This window comes from Leucobacter holotrichiae, from assembly GCF_055791005.1.
Window position 1 is genome coordinate 329,875 of sequence record NZ_JBVUAC010000002.1, and the last position, 20,420, is coordinate 350,294.

At 68.7% G+C, this 20,420-nt stretch carries 14 protein-coding genes and 1 other RNA gene; 2 read left to right on the top strand and 13 right to left on the bottom strand.

The genetic code is table 11. From position 1 onward, the window contains the following. Position 1: 1 nt before the first annotated feature. On the bottom strand, positions 2-169 hold the full coding sequence (locus tag AC0KXF_RS05255) for a DUF4177 domain-containing protein (protein ID WP_017883616.1): 168 nt from the start codon (positions 167-169) through the stop codon (positions 2-4). Between the two features lie 111 nt (positions 170-280). On the opposite strand from AC0KXF_RS05255, the gene AC0KXF_RS05260 reads away from it, so the two are divergent. Next, positions 281-2,959 (top strand): transglycosylase domain-containing protein, encoded by a 2,679-nt coding sequence (locus AC0KXF_RS05260; RefSeq protein ID WP_473108182.1) that lies wholly within the window; start codon positions 281-283, stop codon positions 2,957-2,959. Then, the gene (locus tag AC0KXF_RS05265; RefSeq protein ID WP_473108183.1) at positions 2,952-3,962 is read left to right on the top strand and encodes a metallophosphoesterase; all 1,011 of its coding nucleotides are present in this window, start codon (positions 2,952-2,954) and stop codon (positions 3,960-3,962) included. Before AC0KXF_RS05260 ends, AC0KXF_RS05265 begins: the two co-directional genes overlap by 8 nt. A 160-nt stretch (positions 3,963-4,122) precedes the next feature. On the opposite strand, the gene AC0KXF_RS05270 is transcribed toward AC0KXF_RS05265, so the two are convergent. The 12 genes from AC0KXF_RS05270 to AC0KXF_RS05325 form a co-directional block, all read right to left on the bottom strand. Further along, complete coding sequence (locus AC0KXF_RS05270) at positions 4,123-5,190, bottom strand: aspartate-semialdehyde dehydrogenase (protein ID WP_473108184.1); 1,068 nt, start codon at positions 5,188-5,190, stop codon at positions 4,123-4,125. Positions 5,191-5,211: 21 nt separating this feature from the next. After that, the gene (locus AC0KXF_RS05275; RefSeq protein WP_473108185.1) at positions 5,212-6,489 is read right to left on the bottom strand and encodes an aspartate kinase; all 1,278 of its coding nucleotides are present in this window, start codon (positions 6,487-6,489) and stop codon (positions 5,212-5,214) included. Between the two features lie 104 nt (positions 6,490-6,593). After that, positions 6,594-6,893, bottom strand: coding sequence for a hypothetical protein (locus AC0KXF_RS05280; protein WP_473108186.1), 300 nt, complete (start codon positions 6,891-6,893; stop codon positions 6,594-6,596). A gap of 314 nt (positions 6,894-7,207) precedes the next feature. Further along, on the bottom strand, positions 7,208-7,804 hold the full coding sequence (recR, locus tag AC0KXF_RS05285; RefSeq protein WP_223044847.1) for a recombination mediator RecR: 597 nt from the start codon (positions 7,802-7,804) through the stop codon (positions 7,208-7,210). A gap of 46 nt (positions 7,805-7,850) precedes the next feature. Continuing rightward, complete coding sequence (locus AC0KXF_RS05290) at positions 7,851-10,862, bottom strand: DNA polymerase III subunit gamma and tau (RefSeq protein WP_473108187.1); 3,012 nt, start codon at positions 10,860-10,862, stop codon at positions 7,851-7,853. A gap of 123 nt (positions 10,863-10,985) precedes the next feature. Next, positions 10,986-12,173, bottom strand: coding sequence for an acetate/propionate family kinase (locus AC0KXF_RS05295; RefSeq protein ID WP_473108200.1), 1,188 nt, complete (start codon positions 12,171-12,173; stop codon positions 10,986-10,988). Positions 12,174-12,194: 21 nt separating this feature from the next. Then, complete coding sequence (pta, locus tag AC0KXF_RS05300; protein ID WP_473108188.1) at positions 12,195-14,315, bottom strand: phosphate acetyltransferase; 2,121 nt, start codon at positions 14,313-14,315, stop codon at positions 12,195-12,197. 64 nt (positions 14,316-14,379) lie between these two features. Continuing rightward, positions 14,380-15,879, bottom strand: coding sequence for a phytoene desaturase family protein (locus AC0KXF_RS05305; RefSeq protein ID WP_473108189.1), 1,500 nt, complete (start codon positions 15,877-15,879; stop codon positions 14,380-14,382). A gap of 20 nt (positions 15,880-15,899) precedes the next feature. Beyond that, positions 15,900-15,996: signal recognition particle sRNA small type (gene ffs / locus AC0KXF_RS05310), an RNA gene on the bottom strand. Positions 15,997-16,042: 46 nt separating this feature from the next. Next, on the bottom strand, positions 16,043-16,270 hold the full coding sequence (locus AC0KXF_RS05315) for an LPXTG cell wall anchor domain-containing protein (protein WP_473108190.1): 228 nt from the start codon (positions 16,268-16,270) through the stop codon (positions 16,043-16,045). A gap of 91 nt (positions 16,271-16,361) precedes the next feature. Beyond that, a complete protein-coding gene (locus AC0KXF_RS05320) occupies positions 16,362-18,353 on the bottom strand; it encodes an ABC transporter ATP-binding protein (RefSeq protein ID WP_473108191.1) in 1,992 nt (663 codons plus the stop codon). Continuing rightward, positions 18,353-20,101 (bottom strand): ABC transporter ATP-binding protein, encoded by a 1,749-nt coding sequence (locus tag AC0KXF_RS05325; protein WP_473108192.1) that lies wholly within the window; start codon positions 20,099-20,101, stop codon positions 18,353-18,355. Before AC0KXF_RS05325 ends, AC0KXF_RS05320 begins: the two co-directional genes overlap by 1 nt. Between the last annotated feature and the right edge of the window lie 319 nt (positions 20,102-20,420).

Consider the following 20,420-nt stretch of genomic DNA (forward strand, 5'->3'; position numbering starts at 1 on the left):
TTCAGGCCTTCCTCTTCAGATATGCGACGTTGCCGCCCGCCGGGCCCTCGATGATCTGCACCAGCTCCCATCCCTGGGCTCCCCAGTTGTTGAGGATCTGTGCCTCGTTGTGTAGCAGCAGCGGCGTGACGAAGTACTCCCAGCGAGGTGCTTCGGTCGATTCACTCACGTGCGGATCTCCCTCGGTATGCGGTGACGATACGGTCCGGACGACGGCGCGCGCGACCGCGAAGCCGCCCGCATTGCTGTTTTTTCAGCTATGTCGCCTACCCTAGATTCTATGACCCGTCAGACATCCATGTCCGCGCGCGTACGCACTTTCAGGCCACGCAGCGCGGGAGGTGCCCTCGGCGGCATCCTCGGCGCGATCGCCATGAGCGTCATCGCCGGAGTGCTCGTCACCGCAGCCGTCACCCCTGTCGTCGCGCTGAGCGGGCATACCGCGAAGACCGCCGTCGATATCTTCGAGAAGCTCCCGAGCCACCTCGACCCGGGCCAGCTCGCCGAGCCGTCCACGCTCTACGCGACGGGTGCCGACACGACGGTGTACGAGCTCGCCACGTTCTACGATCAGAACCGCGAGACGGTCGAGTGGGACAGCATCTCGCAGTTCGTGAAGGACGCGGCGGTCGCCGAGGAGGATCCGCGGTTCTACACCCACGGCGGCGTCGACATCCTCGCGACGAGTCGCGCCGTGCTGCAGAACGCCGCCGGGCAGAGCCTCTCGGGCGCGTCCACTATCACCATGCAGTACGTGCGCAACGTGCTCATCCAGGAGGCGTACGCCATCCTCGACAAGGATGAGCGCGACAAGGCTTACGAGGACGCGATGCGTCAGGACGCGGATCGCAAGCTCAAGGAGATGCGCTACGCGATCAGCATCGAGAAGCAGTACTCGAAGGACGACATCCTGCTCGGGTACCTCAACATCGCCCTCTTCGGCCGTCAGATCTACGGCATCGAGTCGGCAGCGCAGTACTACTACGGCAAGTCTGCGAAGGACGTCTCGCTCGCCGAGGCCGCGAGCCTCGTCGCGATCGTGAACAATCCGTCGCTGTACCAGCTCGATGTTCCCGACAACCTCGACGCGAACAAGGAGCGCCGCGACAAGATCCTCGGCAGCATGCTGCGCCACGGCAAGATCACCCAGGCGCAGTACGACGAGGCCGTCGCCACCCCGATCGAACCGAAGATCACCCCGCGCGTGCAGGGCTGCTACGTCGCCGAGCAGAACTTCGGCCTCGGCCACTTCTGCGATTACGTGCTGCGCTACATCAAGCAGGATCCCTCCTTCGGCGATACGCCCGAGGAGCGCCAGTTCAGGTTCAACCGCGGCGGCTTCCAGATCTACACGACGATCGACCTCGACATGCAGGCGGCCGGCCTGGAGGCGATGCGCAACACGGTTCCGGCGCTCATGGACGGCATCAAGGTGGGCGGCGCGAGCGTCAGCACGCAGGTCGGCACCGGTCGGGTGCTGGCGATGGTGCAGAACCGGCCCTTCAACGACGCCGACGACTTCTTGAAATCGAACCCCGAGTACACCACGGTGAACTACAACACCGATGAGGAATACGGCGGCTCGAGCGGTTTCCAGGTCGGATCGACGTTCAAACCGATCACTCTCGCCGAGTGGATCCGCTCGGGGCACTCCGTTCAGGACAGAGTGAACGTGAACAGCCGCACGGTGCAGGAGAGCAGTTTCCAGGCCTCGTGCCTGCCCGACGGGGTCTACGGCTTCGGATCGTTCAAGTTCACCAACGACAACGAGGGCACACGAGGCAATCAGTCCGTGCTCACCGCGATCGCGAAGTCCGTCAACGGCGGCCTGGTCTCGATGCAGCAGCGAATGGACCTCTGCGACACGTTCGCCACCGCTCAGAAGCTCGGGATCCATCGCGCCTCCGACCAGCCGCGATTCACGCAGGAGGAGGCCGATGCGGGCTACATCAGCCAGGAGCAGGTCGGCCAGATCCGGGTCCCGACTCTGAACGGCGATGACCGCGACCTGTCGGTCGTGCCCTCGAACGTCTACGGCGGTATCGACGAGATCGCCCCGATCACCATGGCCACCGCCTACGGCGCGTTCGCCGGCGACGGCACCGTCTGCACACCCGTGCCGATCGACCAGATCCTCGACTCGAACAACGAGCAGGTGAAGTTCACCAAGAGCAAGTGCTCCGAGGCGCTCTCCCCCGAGGTCGCCGCGGGTGTGGCCTACGCACTCGAGTACACGGTGAACAACGGGCTCGCGAGCCATGCTCGCTCGGCTACCGGAATCCCGCACCTCGCGAAGACGGGCACCACGGACGACGTGGTCGATAACTGGACCGTCGGATCCAGCACCACGGTCTCGACCGCCACCTGGGTGGGCAACGCCGACCCGATCCAGCTGCCCGACGGCACCTGGGCGCGCGTCTCGACCATGCCCTTCGGCAACCTCATGTACGCCGACCAGACGATCTGGCCGGCCATGATGAACGTGGCCGACCAGAAGTATGGCGGCTCCGCGTTCCCCGAGCCCTCGCAGGCATCGATCCGCCAGACGATGGTCACCGTCCCCGATGTGAAGGGCAAGTCCTTCGACGAGGCGTCGAAGATGCTCAACGATGTCGGGTTCTCCGTCGTGGACGGCGGCGAGGTCGACTCCTCCGTCGCGCAGGGGCTGGTCGCCAGCAGCGATCCCGCCGGCGGCTCGTCGGTGCCGCTGGGCTCTGGAGTAACCGTCTACCGCAGTAACGGCCAGGCCGCGGAGGTTCCCGGCGGGCTGGTCGGCGAGACGGGCAACGACGCGAAATCCACCCTGAACCGGGCCGGGTTCTCATCGGTCGCCTTCGCGTGCGAGGCCGGCGGCAAGGCGAACCCGCGCAATGACGAGGTCGTATCGGTCTCCCCGGAGAGCGGCTCCGAGGCCCGGGTGAGTTCGCGGATCACGTTGACCCTCTCGTGCGATGACTGACGCCGTGAACACCTCTCGACGCTCCGCCGCGGCCGTTCTCGGAACGGCCGCGGTCGGGGTCGCCGTCTGGTCCACGCTCATCGAGCGGCGTCTCTTCACCGTGCGGCGGCACACGCTGCCGTTGCTGGGTGAGGGCGCGGCACCGCTCCGCGTGCTGCAGCTCTCCGACCTGCACCTCGCCCCCTGGCAGACCCGCAAGATCGAGTGGGTGCGCTCCCTCGTGGAGCTGAGCCCCGACCTCGTGGTACTGACGGGCGACCTCATGGGGCACCCGGAGGCCCGCCCGGCACTGCTGCGGGCTCTGGCACCGCTCATCGAGCGAGCCCCCACGGTGTTCGTGCACGGGTCCAATGACTACTACGGCCCGATCCTCAAGAATCCGGTCAAGTACCTCAAGGAGCCGAGTCGTCTCAGCACCCGCGAGCCCGATATCGATAACGCCGCACTGACCCAGGGGCTCGTACGGCTCGGCGCCATCGATCTCAACAACTCGGCTGCGCGTCTCGAGATCAAGGGCACCCGAATCGAGCTGCTCGGGCTGAACGACCCGCACATCCGCTTCGACGATGCGGGCGCTATGCGGGATGCGTTGAGCACGATCGTCGCCGGAGGCGCAGCGGAGTCGTCTGCCGAGTCCTCTGCGCAGTCTCCCGTTGACGGCGGAGCTCCGGCCTCAATCGCTTCGGATGAGGCCGCACCTCTGCGCCTCGGCGTCGTGCACGCGCCCTACCAGGAGGCGCTCGGCGAGCTGCTGGACGACCGGGTCGACCTGATCTTCGCGGGCCACACCCACGGCGGCCAGGTGCGCGTGCCCGGTATCGGCGCGCTCACCTCGAACTGCGACCTGCCCACGGCTCAGGCCCGAGGCCTCAGCGTCTGGTACGACGCCCACCACGCGGCCTTCCTGAACGTGAGCGCGGGGCTCGGCAATTCGATCTACGCCCCCGTCAGGTTCGCGTGCCGCCCCGAGGCCACCCTCATCACTCTCGAGGCAGCTCGGTAGCCGCCACCGGTGCCCGCGGACGGCCCCTGCCGAGGCAGACGGTCCCGGCTGGTTCCCTGCTGCGCCCGTGCTCCGCTCGGGTCAGGAACCCGCGTGGGCCTCGCTGACAGACGAAAGCGGGGGTGCAGATCAGGATCCGCACCCCCGCTCCCCGCAGCGACTACGCCGCGAGCTTCGCCCCGACCGCCTCCGCGATCTGCACGGCATTGAGCGCCGCGCCCTTGCGCAGGTTGTCGTTCGAGATGAAGAGCACCAGGCCGCGACCCTCGGGGGCCGACTGATCCTCGCGGATGCGTCCCACAAACGAGGGATCCTGGCCCGCCGCCTCGAGCGGCGTCGGCACATCGCTCAGCTCGACTCCGGGGGCCTCGGCGAGCACCTCGCGGGCGCGGTCAGCAGAGATGGGGCGCGCGAACTCGGCGTTGATCGAGAGCGAGTGCCCGGTGAAGACCGGCACGCGCACGCAGGTGCCCGCGACGAGCAGATCGGGCAGCTCGAGGATCTTGCGGCTCTCGTTGCGAAGCTTCTTCTCTTCGTCGGTCTCGCCGGCGCCGTCATCGACGATGGATCCGGCGAGCGGCAGCACGTCGAACGCGATGGGCTTCACGTAGACCTCGGGTTCGGGGAGGGCGACCGCCGAGCCGTCGTGCACGAGTCGCTCGAGGTCGCCGGACTCGACCGCGGCGACCGCCTGGTTCGCCAGCTCACGCGCACCGGCGAGCCCCGAACCCGACACCGCCTGGAAGGTGGTGACGATCAGGCGTTCGAGGCCGGCCTCGCCGTCGAGTGCCTTCATGACAGGCATGGCCGCCATGGTGGTGCAGTTCGGGTTCGCGATGATGCCCTTGCCGGCCGCGACGATGCCGTCGATCGCGTGAGGATTGACCTCGCTGACCACGAGGGGCACCTCGGGGTCGAGGCGCCAGGCGCTCGAGTTGTCGATGACGATCGCTCCGGCCTCGGCGAACTCGGGCGCGTACTTCTTGGAGGCGGTGCCGCCCGCGGAGAAGAGCGCGATGTCGATGCCGCTCTTGTCTGCGGTATCGACGTCCTCGACCGTGATCGACTCGCCGCGGAACTCGAGCACGCTGCCCGCGGATCGGGCGCTCGAGAAGAGACGAAGGCTCTTGATCGGGAAGTCGCGTTCGTCGAGCAGGCGGCGCATGACCGCCCCCACCTGACCGGTCGCGCCGACGACCGCGACGTTGAAGCTCTGCTGCTCTGCCATGTGTTCTCTCCTTCTGGCGGCCTAGCGGCCGGTGCCGGCGTAGACCGTCGCGTCGGTGTCGGAGTCGAGGCCGAAGGCGGTGTGGAGCACACGCACGGCCTTGTCCATGAGGTCGGCTCGGGTGACCACCGAGATGCGGATCTCGGAGGTCGAGATCATCTCGATGTTGATGTCGGCCTCGTACAGCGCACGGAACAGCTGCGCCGACACTCCCGTGCTGGTGCGCATGCCCGCGCCCACGACGGCGACCTTGGCGATCTGATCGTCGTACTGCAGGCTTTCGAACTCGAGGGTCGCGCGCTCGGCTTCGAGCGCCTCGATCACGCGACGGCCGTCTCCGAGGGGGATGGTGAACGAGATGTCGGTGCGGTTGGTGTCGGCGGCCGACACGTTCTGCACGATCATGTCGACGTTCGCGTGCGTCTTCGCCACGATCTCGAAGATCTGGGCGGCCTTGCCCGGAGCGTCGGGCACTCCGCCGACCGTGACCTTGGCCTCGCTCTTCTCTGCGGCGATACCTGTGATGACCGGCTCTTCCACCTGATCTCCCTTCGGATGCCCCTTCTCGGGGTCGTAGACGATAGTGCCCTGCTCGTCCGAGAACGAGGAGCGGACGTGCAGTGCGACGCCGTGCCGACGGGCGTACTCGACGGCGCGCAGGTGCAGCACCTTGGCGCCGGAGGCGGCGAGCTCGAGCATCTCCTCCGCCGAGATGGCGTCGATCTTGCGAGCCTTGGGCACGATTCGGGGATCCGTCGTGAAGATGCCGTCGACGTCGGTGTAGATCTCGCAGACGTCGGCGCCCAGCGCAGCTGCGAGGGCCACCGCGGTCGTGTCGGATCCGCCCCGCCCGAGTGTGGTGATGTCGCGGGAGTCTCGGCTGAAACCCTGGAAGCCCGCCACGATCGCGACAGCGCCCTGTTCGAGCGCCTCGCGAACGCGCCCGGGCGTCACGTCGACGATCTTCGCGGAGCCGTGCTCGGCGGTCGTGATCATGCCGGCCTGGCTGCCGGTGAACGACAGCGCCTCGATCCCCATCCCCTTGATGGTCATCGCGAGCAGCGCCATCGAGATGCGCTCCCCCGCGGTGAGCAGCATGTCGAGCTCGCGCGGGGCTGGGATCGGGGTGCACGCAGCCGCGAGGTCGAGCAGCTCGTCGGTGGTGTCGCCCATGGCGCTCACGGCCACGACGACCTCGTTGCCTGCTCGGCGGGTCTCGACGATGCGCTTTGCAACGCGCTTGATGCTCTCCGCGTCAGCGACTGACGAGCCCCCGAATTTCTGCACGATCAACGCCACGCGGGTCCTCCTCAAAACTACGCGAGAGGCCAGTCTACCGGAAGGCGGGGCGCATCAGACGCCTTCCGCGTGCGCTCCGGCGGCGAACGGAGCGACAGACCGTCTCAGGCCGCCTCGGCGATCGCCGAGCTCCACACGCCGATCAGCGCTACGGCGGCCATCATCAGCATGCAGGCGGCCATCCACCACAGCCTCCGCTGCCGTTGCTCCACGGTGAATCTGATCGCGATCATCGCCGCGTAGAGCACGACCACGGCGGCGATGGTCGTCACGGCGAGCGGCATGGAGGGGCCGCCCCCGGCGGCCAGGGCGACGAGCGGGATCATGCTCAGCGCGGCGAAGAGGCCGCCCATCACGAGCCAGATCCTGCCCGTCGAGGTCTGGAGTGCGGGCTGGTTGCTCATACTGGTGGGGTCGCGACGACGGCGATCTTCGGAGGAAGGGCTTCGCAGATCCCGCGGCTCTCGCGGATCCTGCGCCCCCCGAGGCTCTTGCCCGTTCATCGTCGCTCCCTTCGCGCTGCTCGCATGTCCACGCTTCCAGGGTCGCGTTCGCGCGGGTGCCGAGTCCAGGGGCTGGTCTCAGGGCGTGCTCGGGAGTATCCTGCACGACCGCCGCCGGCCTCCTCCGCCGGAATCGGGGTCGCTTGCGGCGTTTCCCGAGTCCTGGAAGAGCCGCAAGCGACCCCGATTTCGCCCGCCTCCCCCGCCCCGGTATCTCAGTCGATGACGCGGCGCCCCTCGAAGGCGCGGCCCAGGGTGACCTCATCGGCGAACTCGAGATCGCCGCCGACCGGCAGGCCGGAGGCCAGGCGCGAGGCGGGCACCTCGATACTCGTCAAGAGCCGCGAGAGGTACGCAGCTGTCGCCTCCCCCTCGAGGTTGGGGTCGGTCGCGATGATGACCTCGCGCACCTCTGCCTCCCCTAGGCGACGCATGAGCGCCGGAATGCTGAGGTCGTCGGGCCCGATGCCGTCGATGGGGCTGATCGCCCCGCCGAGCACGTGGTACAGCCCCCGGTACTGCCTGGTGCGCTCGATCGCGACCACGTCTTTCGGTTCTTCGACGACGCAGATCAGCGTCTGGTCGCGGCGGGGGTCACGGCAGATCGAGCAGCGCTCCTGCTCGGTGATGTTGCCGCACACCTCGCAGAACCTGACCTTCTCGCGAACCTCGGTGAGCAGTTCGGCGAGGCGCGATACGTCGAAGTTCTGGGTCTGCAGAATGTGGAACGCGATGCGCTGCGCCGACTTCGGGCCAATGCCGGGCAGCCTGCCGAACTCGTCGATCAGATCTTGGACGATGCCGTCGTACACGAGTGGGTCTCCTCAGGAGTGGGTCGAGGGGTCTGGTGAGCTTCGGTCAGGGCGCGCGCGGCGGGAGCGGGCGCTCCTCGACGAATCGCGCTCCGAGCACCTCGCGCACGACCGCCTCCCCGTAGCGGGTGAAGGTCGGGGCGGTGCGCTTCGCCGCGCTCGAGTCGGTCTCGGGCGAAGGATCGGGCGCGGGCGCAGGCGCTTTCGATGCCGTCTCCACCGCCGGTTCCGGGATCGCCGCTGCCTGCGCGGCTTTCGTGACGTGACCGGCGCCGACCGCATCCGGCGTGCTTCCCCCATCAGCGTACGGGTCGCCCGTCATACCGGCGTACGGGTCGCCGTCCGGGTCGTATGACGCCGGGATGTAGTCGTCATCCGGCTGCGCGGCGGGATGCGGGATCGCGGCTCCCGAATCGCTCCGAGCCGCAGGGCCCGGTTCACGGTGGCCCGAGCCGTCGGTATCCGAATCGGCAGGCCCCTGTTCGACAGGGCCCGGTTCGACGAGACCCGACTCGGTAGGTCCTGATGCAACAGGGCCCGCTGCACCAGAGCCCAGTTCGACTGGTTCCGATTCGGTGGGGCCAGGCTCGGCCGAGCCTCTCCCGTCGGAGCCGCTATCTACGGCAGAAGCGGACCCCGATTCCACTGTCCGAGCCGGCGAGGGTGCCCGGGCCGGCTCGGCTGGTGCCGCGGCCGGCTCGGCTGATGGAGCGGGGGGCGGATCGGCCCAGGCGGGTGCCGCCAGAGCCGGTCCCAGCCCGCTCAGCCGGGCTGCTGCTCGCGCCACCGGGTCGTCAGAGGACAGGCCGTTCGGAGTGCCCGGCTCACCCGCTCGATGAGGCTCCTCTGCGTCGGGCTCGCGCTGCGGCCCGCTCTGGGAGCTCTCGCCCTGCGGCCCGGACTCACGGGCGCCGGGTGCGATGCGCTTCGGCACGTACTTGACGTTGATGCCGATGGCAGCGTTGATCGTCTCGCGGAGCGGGTTCGCCCCCACGGTCTTGAACGCCGCCAGGTCGGACTGCGAGGCGAGACCGACGGTGAGCACTTCCCCGTCGAGCCCCAGAGGGGTGACGACCCGGACTGCGTTCCACGCATCTCGGTCGGCGTGCAGAATCTCTTCGAGCAGTTCAGGCCACAGCTCGATCAGGTCGTCGAAGCCGCCCGACCCAGGGGGTTCCGCTTCCCCTGCTTCGTCGGCCCCGGTTTCGGCTGCGCTCGAAGCATCCGTCTGCGAGAGATCTCGCGGTGCCTGCGAATCGTCGCCCCCGGGAGCCGCGGCCGGCGCTACGGGTCGCTGCGACTGCGGCCGCTCTTCCGCTTCGCCGCTGCGCGGCTCGGCGGCATCGACGGGCGTCTGCGGCGCGGGCTGCTGCTCGGCCGGGGCGGGAGGCGCCTGGAATGCCGAATCGCGCCCGATCCCCTCGAGCTGCGCCGCGCTCAGCACCTCCGAGATGGGCCGACCGAAACCTGCGGCACCCGCGTTCGGGTGGGCCGCCGGAGCGGGATCGGCCGGGCCTGTCCCGGCTGCCTCTGCCGCAGTCGGATCAGGCGCAGCGCCTGCAGCCTCTGCCGCAGTCGGATCAGCAGGCACAGCGCCGGCAGGATCCGCCCCAGCCGGGTCTCCCCGCAGGAATTCACGGATCGAGGCTGCCGTCTCTGCTGCGTTCGGCCGCGCCTCCTCGGAGTCCCCGGTCGCCGCGCCCCGGGCCGCGGCGACCGCGGCGAGCGGGTCGGGACGCGATGCCTGCTGCACGGGCTGGTTCTGGCCCCCCGCAACCGGCGTCGGCGATCCGCCCTGCTCGGCTCGAGCTGCGGCCGAACCCGCGGCACCGGTCTGAGCCCCTCCGGCAGCTGCTCCGCTCTGCGCCGCCCCGAGCCGGCCGGCCCCGCTCTGCGCAGCACCTCCACCGGAAGCCGCAGCGCGCTGCGGCGCGGAGGCCGCCTGGGGAGCGTTCTGCTGGGCGACGAGCGCACGAGCGATCATGAGTTCGAGCTGGAGTCGAGGCGCCGTGGCGCCGGCCATCTTGTCGAGTGCCCCGCTCACGACGTCGGCGATGCGCGAGAGCTCACCGGCGCCGAAGCTCTGAGCCTGCTCGAACATGCGCGCGAGCTGGTCTTGCGGCACACCGCGGAACACCGCCGCCGCACCGTCGACCGTCGTCGCGCTCACCACGATGAGGTCGCGCAACCGCTCGAGCAGATCCTCCACGAAGCGTCGCGGATCCTGTCCCGTCTGCACCACGCGGTCTGTGGCACGGAAGGCGGCGGCCGAATCGTGGGCGCCGAGTGCTGCCACCACGTCGTCGAGCAGCTCGGCGTGCGTGAAACCGAGCAGCCCGGCAGCGCGCTCGGCGGTGACGAGGTCTCCCTCGGAACCGGCGATGAGCTGGTCGAGTATCGAGAGCGTGTCACGCACCGATCCGCCGCCGGCCCTCACCACGAGCGGCAGCACGCCCGGCTCGACTCGAACGCTTTCGCTGTCGCAGAGCGACTGCACGTAGTCGACGAGGGTGCCGGGGGCAATGAGGCGGAACGGGTAATGGTGCGTGCGCGATCGGATCGTGCCGATCACCTTGTCGGGCTCGGTGGTCGCGAACACGAACTTCACGTGGGGCGGCGGCTCTTCGACGATCTTGAGCAGGGCGTTGAAGCCGCCCGGCGTCACCATGTGCGCCTCGTCGATGATGAAGATCTTGAAGCGGTCGCGGGCGGGCGCGAACACGGCGCGCTCGCGAAGGTCGCGCGCGTCGTCGACGCCGCCGTGACTCGCCGCGTCGATCTCGACGACGTCGAGCGACCCGCCGCCGTCTCGGCTGAGCTCGCGGCAGCTCGGGCACTCGCCGCACGGCGTGTCCGTCGGTCCCTCCGCGCAGTTGAGGCACCGCGCGAGGATGCGCGCCGAGGTCGTCTTGCCGCAGCCCCGAGGGCCGCTGAAGAGGTACGCGTGCCCGATGCGCCCGGTACGCAGGGCGGTCATGAGGGGTTCGGTCACCTGAGACTGACCGATCATCTCGGCGAACGATTCTGGCCGATAACGGCGATACAGTGCGGCAACCACGGGGTCAATGCTACCTGCGACCTCTGACATTCTTCGGTCCGTTCGCCCGCAGCACCGAACCGCTTCCGTTTCGGACGCGAAACGGCGGCCCGGCGTCTCGAATCTCGCTGCCAGCGCCCGCTCTCACCCCACGAGCGCGCGGGTCTGCCGCGCGATCTCGGCTTCCTCATCGGTCGGTACCACGAGCACCTCGACGCGGGAATCATGGGCGCTGATGCGACGCGCCCCCGAGGCGCTCGACCCATTGCGCTCGGGGTCGATCCGGATCCCGAACCATTCGAGCCCGGCACACACCTCCGCCCGCAGCGCCGCGTTGTTCTCGCCCACACCCGCGGTGAATACCACGGTGTCGGCGCCGCCCAGCTCGACGAGGTAGGCCCCCAGATAGTGGCGGATCCGGTGCACATAGACCTCTATCGCCAGTCGAGCCGCCGCATCGCCCCCGTCGGCTGCGGCGCGTACGTCGCGGAAATCGCCGCTGCCCGTGTAGCCGATCAACCCGGATTCGTGGTTCAGCAGACGGTTGAGCTCGTCGGCAGCGTACCCGGCGCGCAGCAGATGCAGCAGAGCACCGGGATCGATGTCGCCGCTGCGCGTACCCATCACCAACCCCTCGAGCGGTGTGAACCCCATCGAGGTGTCTAGGGATCTGCCTCCGTCGATCGCGCACATCGAGGCCCCGTTGCCGAGATGCAGCACGATCTGCCGCAACGACTCGAGCGGGCGCCCCAGATACTCGGCGGCTCGACGCGACACCACCTGATGCGACGTTCCGTGGAATCCGTAGCGGCGGATGCCGTGATGCTCAGCGACCTCGGCGTCGATCGCGTAACTGTATGCGCGTTCCGGCATGGTCTGATGGAAGGCCGTGTCGAACACCGCGACGTGCGGCACCTCGGGGAACATCTCGCGAGCGGCGACGATGGCCTGGTACTGACCCGGGTTGTGCAGAGGCGCGAGGGATCCGAGTTCGAGGATCTGCTCGGCCACCGCATCGTCGATGCGCGTCGGCGCGACGAACAGGCTGCCGCCCTGCACCACACGATGCCCGACCGCTCGGATACCGAGCGCCATGACCGGCGTGCCGGCCCGCTCGAAGGCGTCGACCATGGCCGAGAACGCTGAGGTGTGATCGGGCACACGAACGCTCCGCTCCTCGCTGCGCCCGTCGTCGCTGCGGTGCACCAGGCGCCCTTCGGCCTCTCCGATTCGCTCGACGAGTCCGGAGGCGAGACGCGCCTCCGTCTCGGGGTCGATCAGCTGGTACTTCACCGACGAAGAGCCGGCGTTGACCACCAGGATGGTGTGCACTGACATGACGCTCCTACCGTGTTATTCGCGGGATCCGCGCTGCTCGCCGGCTTGCACAGCGGTGATCGCCACCGTGTTCAGGATGTCCTCCACGGTCGCGCCGCGGGAGAGATCGTTGACCGGCTTCGCGAGCCCCTGCAGCACCGGGCCGACGGCGACGGCCCCGGCCGAGCGCTGCACCGCTTTATAGGTGTTGTTGCCGGTATTCAAGTCGGGGAATATGAAGACGGTCGCGTGGCCCGCAACGGCCGAGCCGGGCAGTTTCGCCTCGCCCGTGGCGGGGTCGCTGGCGGCGTCGTACTGCAGCGGCCCTTCGATCAGCAGATCGGGGCGCGCGGCTCGCGCGAACGCGGTCGCCTCGCGCACCTTGTCGACGTCGGCACCCGATCCCGATTCACCGGTCGAGTACGACAGCATCGCGACTCTCGGTTCGACGCCGAACTGAGCAGCGGTCTCGGCGGAGGAGACGGCGATGTCGGCCAGCTGAGCCGCTGTCGGATCGGGGTTCACCGCGCAGTCGCCGTAGACCAGCACCCGATCTGCCAGCGCCATGAAGAACACGCTCGAGACCACCGAGACGCCCGGCTTCGTCTTGATGATCTCCAGACTCGGACGGATCGTGTGCGCCGTCGTGTGCGCGGCCCCCGAGACCATCCCATCGGCGAGCCCGAGATGCACCATCATGGTGCCGAAGTAGCTCACGTCGCGCATCACGTCGTGAGCCTGTTCGAGTGTGACGCCCTTGTGCGCACGCAGACGTGCGTACTCGGCGGCGAAACGCTCGCGCAGCGGCGAGGCGAGCGGATCGATCACCTCGGCGGCGTCAATCGAGAGACCGAGTTCGCCGCCCCGCTTGCGCACCGCCGCCTCGTCGCCGAGGATCGTGAGCCGCACCGTGCCTCGCGCCAGGAGGGTGCTGGCGGCACGCAGGATCCGGTCGTCACCGCCCTCGGGAAGAACGATGTGCGCGTTCGCGGCGGCAGCTCGCTCGAAGAGGTCGTAGGCGAACATCACGGGTGTGCGCACACCTCCCCGATGCAAGCGCAGCCGTTCTCTCAGCACGGCCCCGTCGACGTGCTGTGCGAAGAGCGCGAGTGCGGTGTCGAACTTCGCCGGGGATTCCTCGGTGAGCAACCCCCTCGCCCGGGAGATGCGCCGGGCCGTGTCGAAGGTGCCGAAGCTCGTGCGCACGATCGGCAGCGTCGAATCGACGCCGTCGAGCAGTTGCTCCACAGGGCCGGGCAGTTCGAAGCCCCCGTTGAGCACCACCGCGGCGATCGTGGGGAAGGTCGGCGCCTCGTGCGCCATCGTCACCGCGAGCAGCGTCTCCGCCCGGTCCGCGGCGATCACGACCGCAGCGCCCTCGAGCAGCCTCGGCAGCACGTTCTCCATGGACATGCCCGCGATCACCACGTCGCGCACCTCGCGGGCCAGCAGTTCTTCGGAGCCGCGCACCAGCTCACCGTTGACCGCTTCGATCACCTCGGTCACCGGCGGTGCCACCAGCACGAGTTCTTCGGGGAGCGCCCAGACCGGGAGCCCCTCGGGCAGGGAGGCCGCCACCGCGCGCTCGATCTCGTCGAGGCGTTCGGGATCCGCCCGGTTCACCAGCGCGGCGAGGACCTCCGCATGCTCGCTGCGCAGCTCGGCCATGCCGAGTTCGGCGAGCTGCGCGATCTCGGTCGCGGTGCGGGCCGGCTGCTGGCCGAGGTGCTCCGCCTCATCGTTCGAGCGACCGCCCAGCACCAGCAGCACCGGGGTATCGAGATTCGCGGCGATCCGAGCGTTGAAGGCGAGCTCGGTCGGAGCGGCCACATCGCTGAAGTCGGACCCGACCACGACCACCGCATCGCAGCGGTCTCGCAGCCGTCGGAAGGCCGCGACGATGCTGGCCATAGCGGCGTCGGGATCAGCGTGCGCCTCCTCATAGGTGACCCCGACGCAGGCGCTGTAGGGCGCATCGGCCGTGGCCCGGGAGTGGAGCAGGTCGAGCACGCGATCCCGCTCGCCGCCCGCGCGGATCAGCGGGCGGAACACGCCGACGCGCGGAGCGTCGGCGAGCAGGGCGTCGAGCACGCCGAGCGCCACCGCGCTCTTGCCCGTGCGCCCCTCGGCCGAGGTGAGATAGATGCTTGCTGCCACGTTCTCCACCCTATGCCGGGCCGCTGACATTCGCGGGGTCGCTCTTTGTCGCTCCCGATCAGGATCAGGAGCCGTCGAACCCCAGGTCGGGCTCGGGCAGACCGTACTCGTGCCGCAGCGCAGAGCGGGCGGCGTACCACCCGGAGAGACCGTGCACCCCCGGCCCGGGCGGCGTAGAGGAGGAGCAGAGGTAGATGCCCGCTGCGGGCGTGCGCCAGGGCTCCGCCGAGATCACGGGGCGCGCGAGCAACTGCGGCACCGAGACGGCGCCGGCGCTGAAGTCGCCCCCGACGTAGTTGCGGTTGTAGTCGGCGAACTCGGCCGCCGTGATCACCCGCAGGTCGACGATCCGATCCCGGAATCCCGGTGCGAACCGTTCGATCTGCGCGATCACCGCGTCCGACATGTCGACGGTCGAGCCGCTCGGCACGTGCGTGTAGCTCCAGATGGGCGTCAGTTCCCGACCGCCCTCGCGCTGCGGAGCCCGGGCCGGATCGAACGCCGCCGCCTGCGCGAGCAGCACGTACGGCTGCCTCGGATGCCTCCCCCTCGAGACCTCGAGCTCGGCTGCGGCCCCCTCGGAGCGGCTGCCGCCGAGATGCACGGTCGGCGCGGCGGCGACCCGCGGATCCTTCCAGGGGATCGGCCCGTCGAGCACGAAGTCCACCTTCGTGGCGGCGTCCCCGTAGCGGAAGCGACCGAGCGCCCGCCGGTAGCGTCCGGGCAGCGCAGAGCCGGCGATCCGGGCCAGCCCGCGCGCCGACGTGTCGAAGAGTTTCACCTTGAATGCGCTCAGCTCGCGTACGTCGCTGACGGGGTGGCCGGTCTCGATCCTGCCTCCGTGGGCGAGCAGGTCGGCGGCGAGCGCGTCGGTGATGGCTCGGGATCCGCCCACCGGTACCGGCCATCCGCGCGCGTGCCCGAGCGCGCCGAGCACGACCCCGACGCCGGCCGTGGCCAGGTTCGGCATGCGGCCGATGCTGTGCGCCGCGACCCCGGAGATGAGGGCGGGCGCCGCTTGCTCTCGGAAGCGGGCGTTCCACAGGGGCGTGCCCTGCTCGAGGGTTCGCAGGCCCGTGAGGATCGCCGATGGGATATCGCTCGGCCAGCGCAGCATCGACCCGCCGAGCGCGAAATCGACGACGCCCTCGAGGTGGTTCAGCAGCGGCCGGTAGAAGCGCGCGTACGCGGAACCGTCACGGCCCAGCTCGGCCACCGTGCGCTCGAGGTCGCGGTACGCGAGCGCCGCGCGATCAGCCCCGCCGCCCCAGCGCCCCGCCTCGCCGTCGAGCGGGTTCGCATACGACACCTCTGGGATCACGAACTCCATGCGGCGCTCGAGTTCGAAGGCCCGGAAGAACCCGGTGGCGAGGGCCATGGGGTGGATCGCGGAGCAGACGTCGTGCAGCACGCCCGGGTGCACGAGCTCCTGGGTGCGGGTTCCGCCGCCGATGGTCTCCGCCGCCTCGTAGACCGTCACGGGCACTCCGGCACGAGCGAGAGTGACGGCCGCGGCGAGGCCGTTCGGGCCTGCTCCGACGACGGCGGCGCCTGCTGAAGTCATGTGCCCAGCGTAGCGCGGAAAGATAAGACTCCCCACGCACCCGCTAGAGCCCCGGTACCCTTGCTGCATTTCTGCCCTGGGGGAGTTTCCGAAGATAGCGCCACGTGGGGAGCCATGTCAGTCTACCGGACGCACCCCGCCCGCATCGAATCGTGGGGTCGGATCATTCGAGGTCAGCGCTCGACGCCGGTGTCTCCGGCACTCCCGTCTTCACCGGGGACGGCACCCCGGCTTCCGGCTCCGCTCCGTCCGTCGCTGATGCGCGTCGCTTGCGCATGACGCCGAACAGGATCAGCGCGAGCGCGATGACGACGACGATGATCGCAACGACGATGAACACCGTGTTGTCCGAGCCGCCGGTGACGGCCAGGTCGTTCGACAGTGACCTCATATGCTCTGTCCTCCCCGTGTTTGGGTCTCAGCTTAGCCGCGGATACGGAAAGCGCGGGCGGTGATGGTTCACCGCCCGCGCTCCGACTGAGCTACTGCCCGCCTTCCGGCGCGTGCGCCGCACCGGTTCCGAGCGGGGGCTCGCCGGTGGCGACGGGAATCGCCCCGGTCAACAGCTCTTCGGCGTGCGCCTCGTCGACCTCACCGGCGAACTGCGCCTGGTAGAGCTCGTAGTAGGCACCCTTGCGGGCGAGCAGCTGCTCGTGCGACCCCTGCTCGACGATGCTGCCGTTCTCCATCATGAGGATAGTGTCGGCGTCGCGGATCGTGGAGAGCCGGTGCGCGATCACGAACGAGGTGCGGTCGGTGCGCAGCGCCTGCATGGCCTGCTGCACCAGTACCTCGGTGCGGGTGTCGACCGACGAGGTGGCCTCGTCGAGGATCAGCAGCGACGGGTTCGCGATGAACGCGCGCGCGATGGTGAGCAGCTGGCGCTCCCCCGCCGACAGCGAGGACGCGTTCTCGGAGATCACCGTGTCGTATCCGTCGGGCAGTTGGCGCACGAAGCGATCCACCATCGTGGCCCGTGCGGCCTCGACCACCTCGTCGTCGCTCGCGTCGAGGCGGCCGTAGCGGATGTTCTCGCGGATGGTGCCGTCGAACAGCCACGCGTCCTGCAGCACCATGCCGACGTGCCCGCGCAGCTCGGCGCGCGACAGCCGGGTGATGTCGACGCCGTCGAGCGTGATCCTGCCGGAGTTCAGCTCGTAGAACCGCATCACCAGGTTGACGAGCGTGGTCTTGCCCGCGCCCGTCGGCCCGACGATGGCGACCGTCTCGCCCGGCGAGGCCGTGAGCGACAGATCCTCGATCAGCGGCTCGGCCGGATCGTAGCTGAACGACACGTTCTCGAACACGACACGGCCCTCGCTGCGCTCGGGCAGTCTCTCCGCGGCGTTCTCGGGCTCCTGCTCGTCGGCATCGAGCAGCTCGAACGTTCGTTCGGCCGAGGCGACGCCCGATTGCAGCATGTTGGCCATGCCGCCCATCTCGGCGAGGGGCTGCGCGAACTCGCGCGAGTACTGGATGAACGCGGTGACGTCGCCCAGCGTCATCTGGCCGCCGGTGACGCGCAGCGCGCCGACGACCGCGATGAGCACGTAGGTGAGGTACTGCACGAACTGCATCGACGGCATGATGGTGCCCGACAGCGCCTGCGCGCGGTAGGCGGCCTGGAACAGCTCCTCGTTGCGGCGGTCGAACTCCTCGGCCATCTCGCGGTCGCGGTTGAAGATGCGCACCAGCTCGTGGCCGGTGAACGACTCCTCGATGTGACCGTTGACCGCGCCCGTGTACTTCCACTGCGAGACGAACAGCTTCTGAGCCCGGACGCCCACGATGCCCACGATCACGGCCGAGAGCGGCAGCGCGATCAGGGCGATCAGGGCGAGCTGCCACGACACCACGAACATCATCACGGTGATGCCGATGACGGTCAGCAGCGACTGCACCAGCTGCGAGAACGCCTGCTGCAGCGCCTGCTGGATGTTGTCGACGTCGTTCGTGACGCGGGACAGCACGTCGCCGCGCTGGCGGCTGTCGAAGTAGCTCAGCGGCAGTCGGTTCAGCTTCGCCTCGATGTCCTCGCGCAGGCCGTAGACGATGCGCATCACCAGTCGGTTCAGGATGTAACCCTGCAGCCACATCAGGGCCGAGGCGACGAAGTACAGCGCGATCACGGCGAGGATCAGTCGCGAGAGGTGCCCGAAGTCGATCTGAGACCCCATCACGCCCGTCACGATGACGTCGACGGCCTGGCCGAGCACCTTCGGAGCGATCACGGTCAGCACCACCGAGAACACCACGAGCACGACGACGAAGGAGAACAGCCCCTTCTCGGGCGCGAGCAGGCCGAACAGCCGCTTCGCCGACGGCCAGAAGTGCTTCGCCTTCTTGACGGGCTGCGAACCCGACCAGTCGTCGTTATCGGGCTGGTAGTCGTCGGGCAGCTCGAACTCGTCTGTCGCGGTGGTCACCGCGCCCTCGGGGGCCGAGCCGGCGTTTTGCTTCTTCTTGCGCGCCATCAGGCCACACCTCCGCTCGCGTCGGCCGCTTCGAGCTGCGACTCGACGATCTCCTGATACACCGCGTTGCTCTCGAGCAGCTGCTCGTGTGTGCCGCGCCCGACGATCTCGCCGTCCTCCATCACGAGGATCTGGTCGGCCTCGGTGATCGTCGAAACGCGCTGCGCGACGATGATGGTTGTCGCGCCCTCCGTCGCCGACGGCAGCGCCTCGCGCAGCCTGGCGTCGGTGGCGACGTCGAGCGCCGAGAACGAGTCGTCGAACAGGTAGACGCGGGGCTTCGCCACGAGCGCGCGGGCGATCGAGAGCCGCTGGCGCTGCCCGCCGGAGACGCTCGTGCCGCCCTGCGAGACCGGCTCGTCGAGGCCGTGCTCCTTCGCGCGCACGAAGTCCTCGCCCTGCGCGACGCGCAGCGCCTGCCACAGCTCGTCATCGGTCGCGTGCTCGTTGCCGAAGCGCAGATTCGAGGCGATCGTGCCCGAGAACAGGTAGGGGCGCTGCGGCACGAGGCTCACGGCGGCGGCCAGCTGCTCGCGGGTCAGCTCGCTCACCGGTGCGCCGTCGATCGAGATGCTGCCGCTCTGCGGGTCGAAGAGACGCAGCACGAGATTCAGCAGTGTCGTCTTGCCGGAACCGGTCGAGCCGATGATCGCGGTGGTCTTGCCGGGCTCGGCGACGAAGGACGCGTTCTTGATCACGGGCAGCTCGGCGCCGGGGAACCCGAAGGTCACCCCGGAGAACTCGACGCGCCCCGCCTGCGGCGAGGGGACGGTCTCCGCCTCCGGGAAGGAGAGCTCCGAGGTCGTGTCGAACAGTCCGCGCAGACGCTCGGCGCAGACCACCGCGCGAGGGATCATCATGGTCATGAAGACGCCCATCATGACCGCCATGAGGATCTGCAGCAGGTACTGCAGGAACGCGGTGAGAGATCCGACCTCGACCAGGCCGGCGTCGACCCGGTGCCCGCCGAACCACAGCACCGCGCCGGTCGCGATGTGCAGCACCATCATGATGACGGGGAACATGAGCACGAAGACGTTGCCGACCTTCACCGACACCTCGGTGATGTTGCGGTTGGCGGTCTGGTAGCGATCGGCCTCGAAATCCTCGCGCACGAACGCGCGCACGACGCGGATGCCCATGATCTGCTCGCGCAGCACGCCGTTGATCGCGTCGACGCGTTCCTGCATCTTGCGGAACAGCGGCAGCAGCAACCACACCAGGAAGCCCACGATGACCGCGAGCACCGCCACCGAGGCCCACACGAGCCAGGACAGCCCCGCATCTTCGCGGAGCGCCATGATGATGCCGCCGATCGCCATGATCGGCGCGGTGACCATGAAGTTGAAGGTCATCAGCACGAGCATCTGGATCTGCTGCACGTCGTTCGTGCCGCGCGTGATGAGCGTGCCCGCCCCGAAGCGGGTGGCCTCGAGCGTGGAGAGCGAGTCAACCTTGCGGTAGACCCGGCGGCGCAGATCGCGGCCGATGCCCATGCTCGCGCGGGCGCCGAAGTAGACCGCGCCGACCGCCGTCACGAGCTGCCCGAGCGACACGAGCAGCATGACACCGCCGGTGCTCCAGATGAAGTCGGTGTCGCCCGTCATGATGCCGCGATCGATGATCTGGGCGTTGAGGCTGGGCAGCCACAGGGCGGCGATGGTTGCGAGTAATTGCAGTACGAGCACCGCGACGACGAACGGCCAGTACCGTTTCGCGTGGTGCAGGGTCAGTTGGAGAAGAGCCACCGGAATCCTTCCTAGAGGTGGTGAGGTCGATGCACGCACACTACCGACAACCACTGACATTCATGGAGAAGCGGTCTACGAGACGGGAGAAAAGCGGCACCTGCGAGGCTTGCGCACGGAAACGCTGAGAGTTCGGCCCAGCAACGCTAGCAGAAAACTCCCACTGTGACCAGCACCTCGATCGCGAGAATCGGTTCAGGGACGGGCGAGGCCCTCCGCGATCGCGTCCGTGAGCTCCACGATCGGGTCTGCTGCACGAATAGGTGACATCTGATCTGGCTTGCCCGAGGGGTGGGTCTGGAAGGATGTTGTTGTGCCA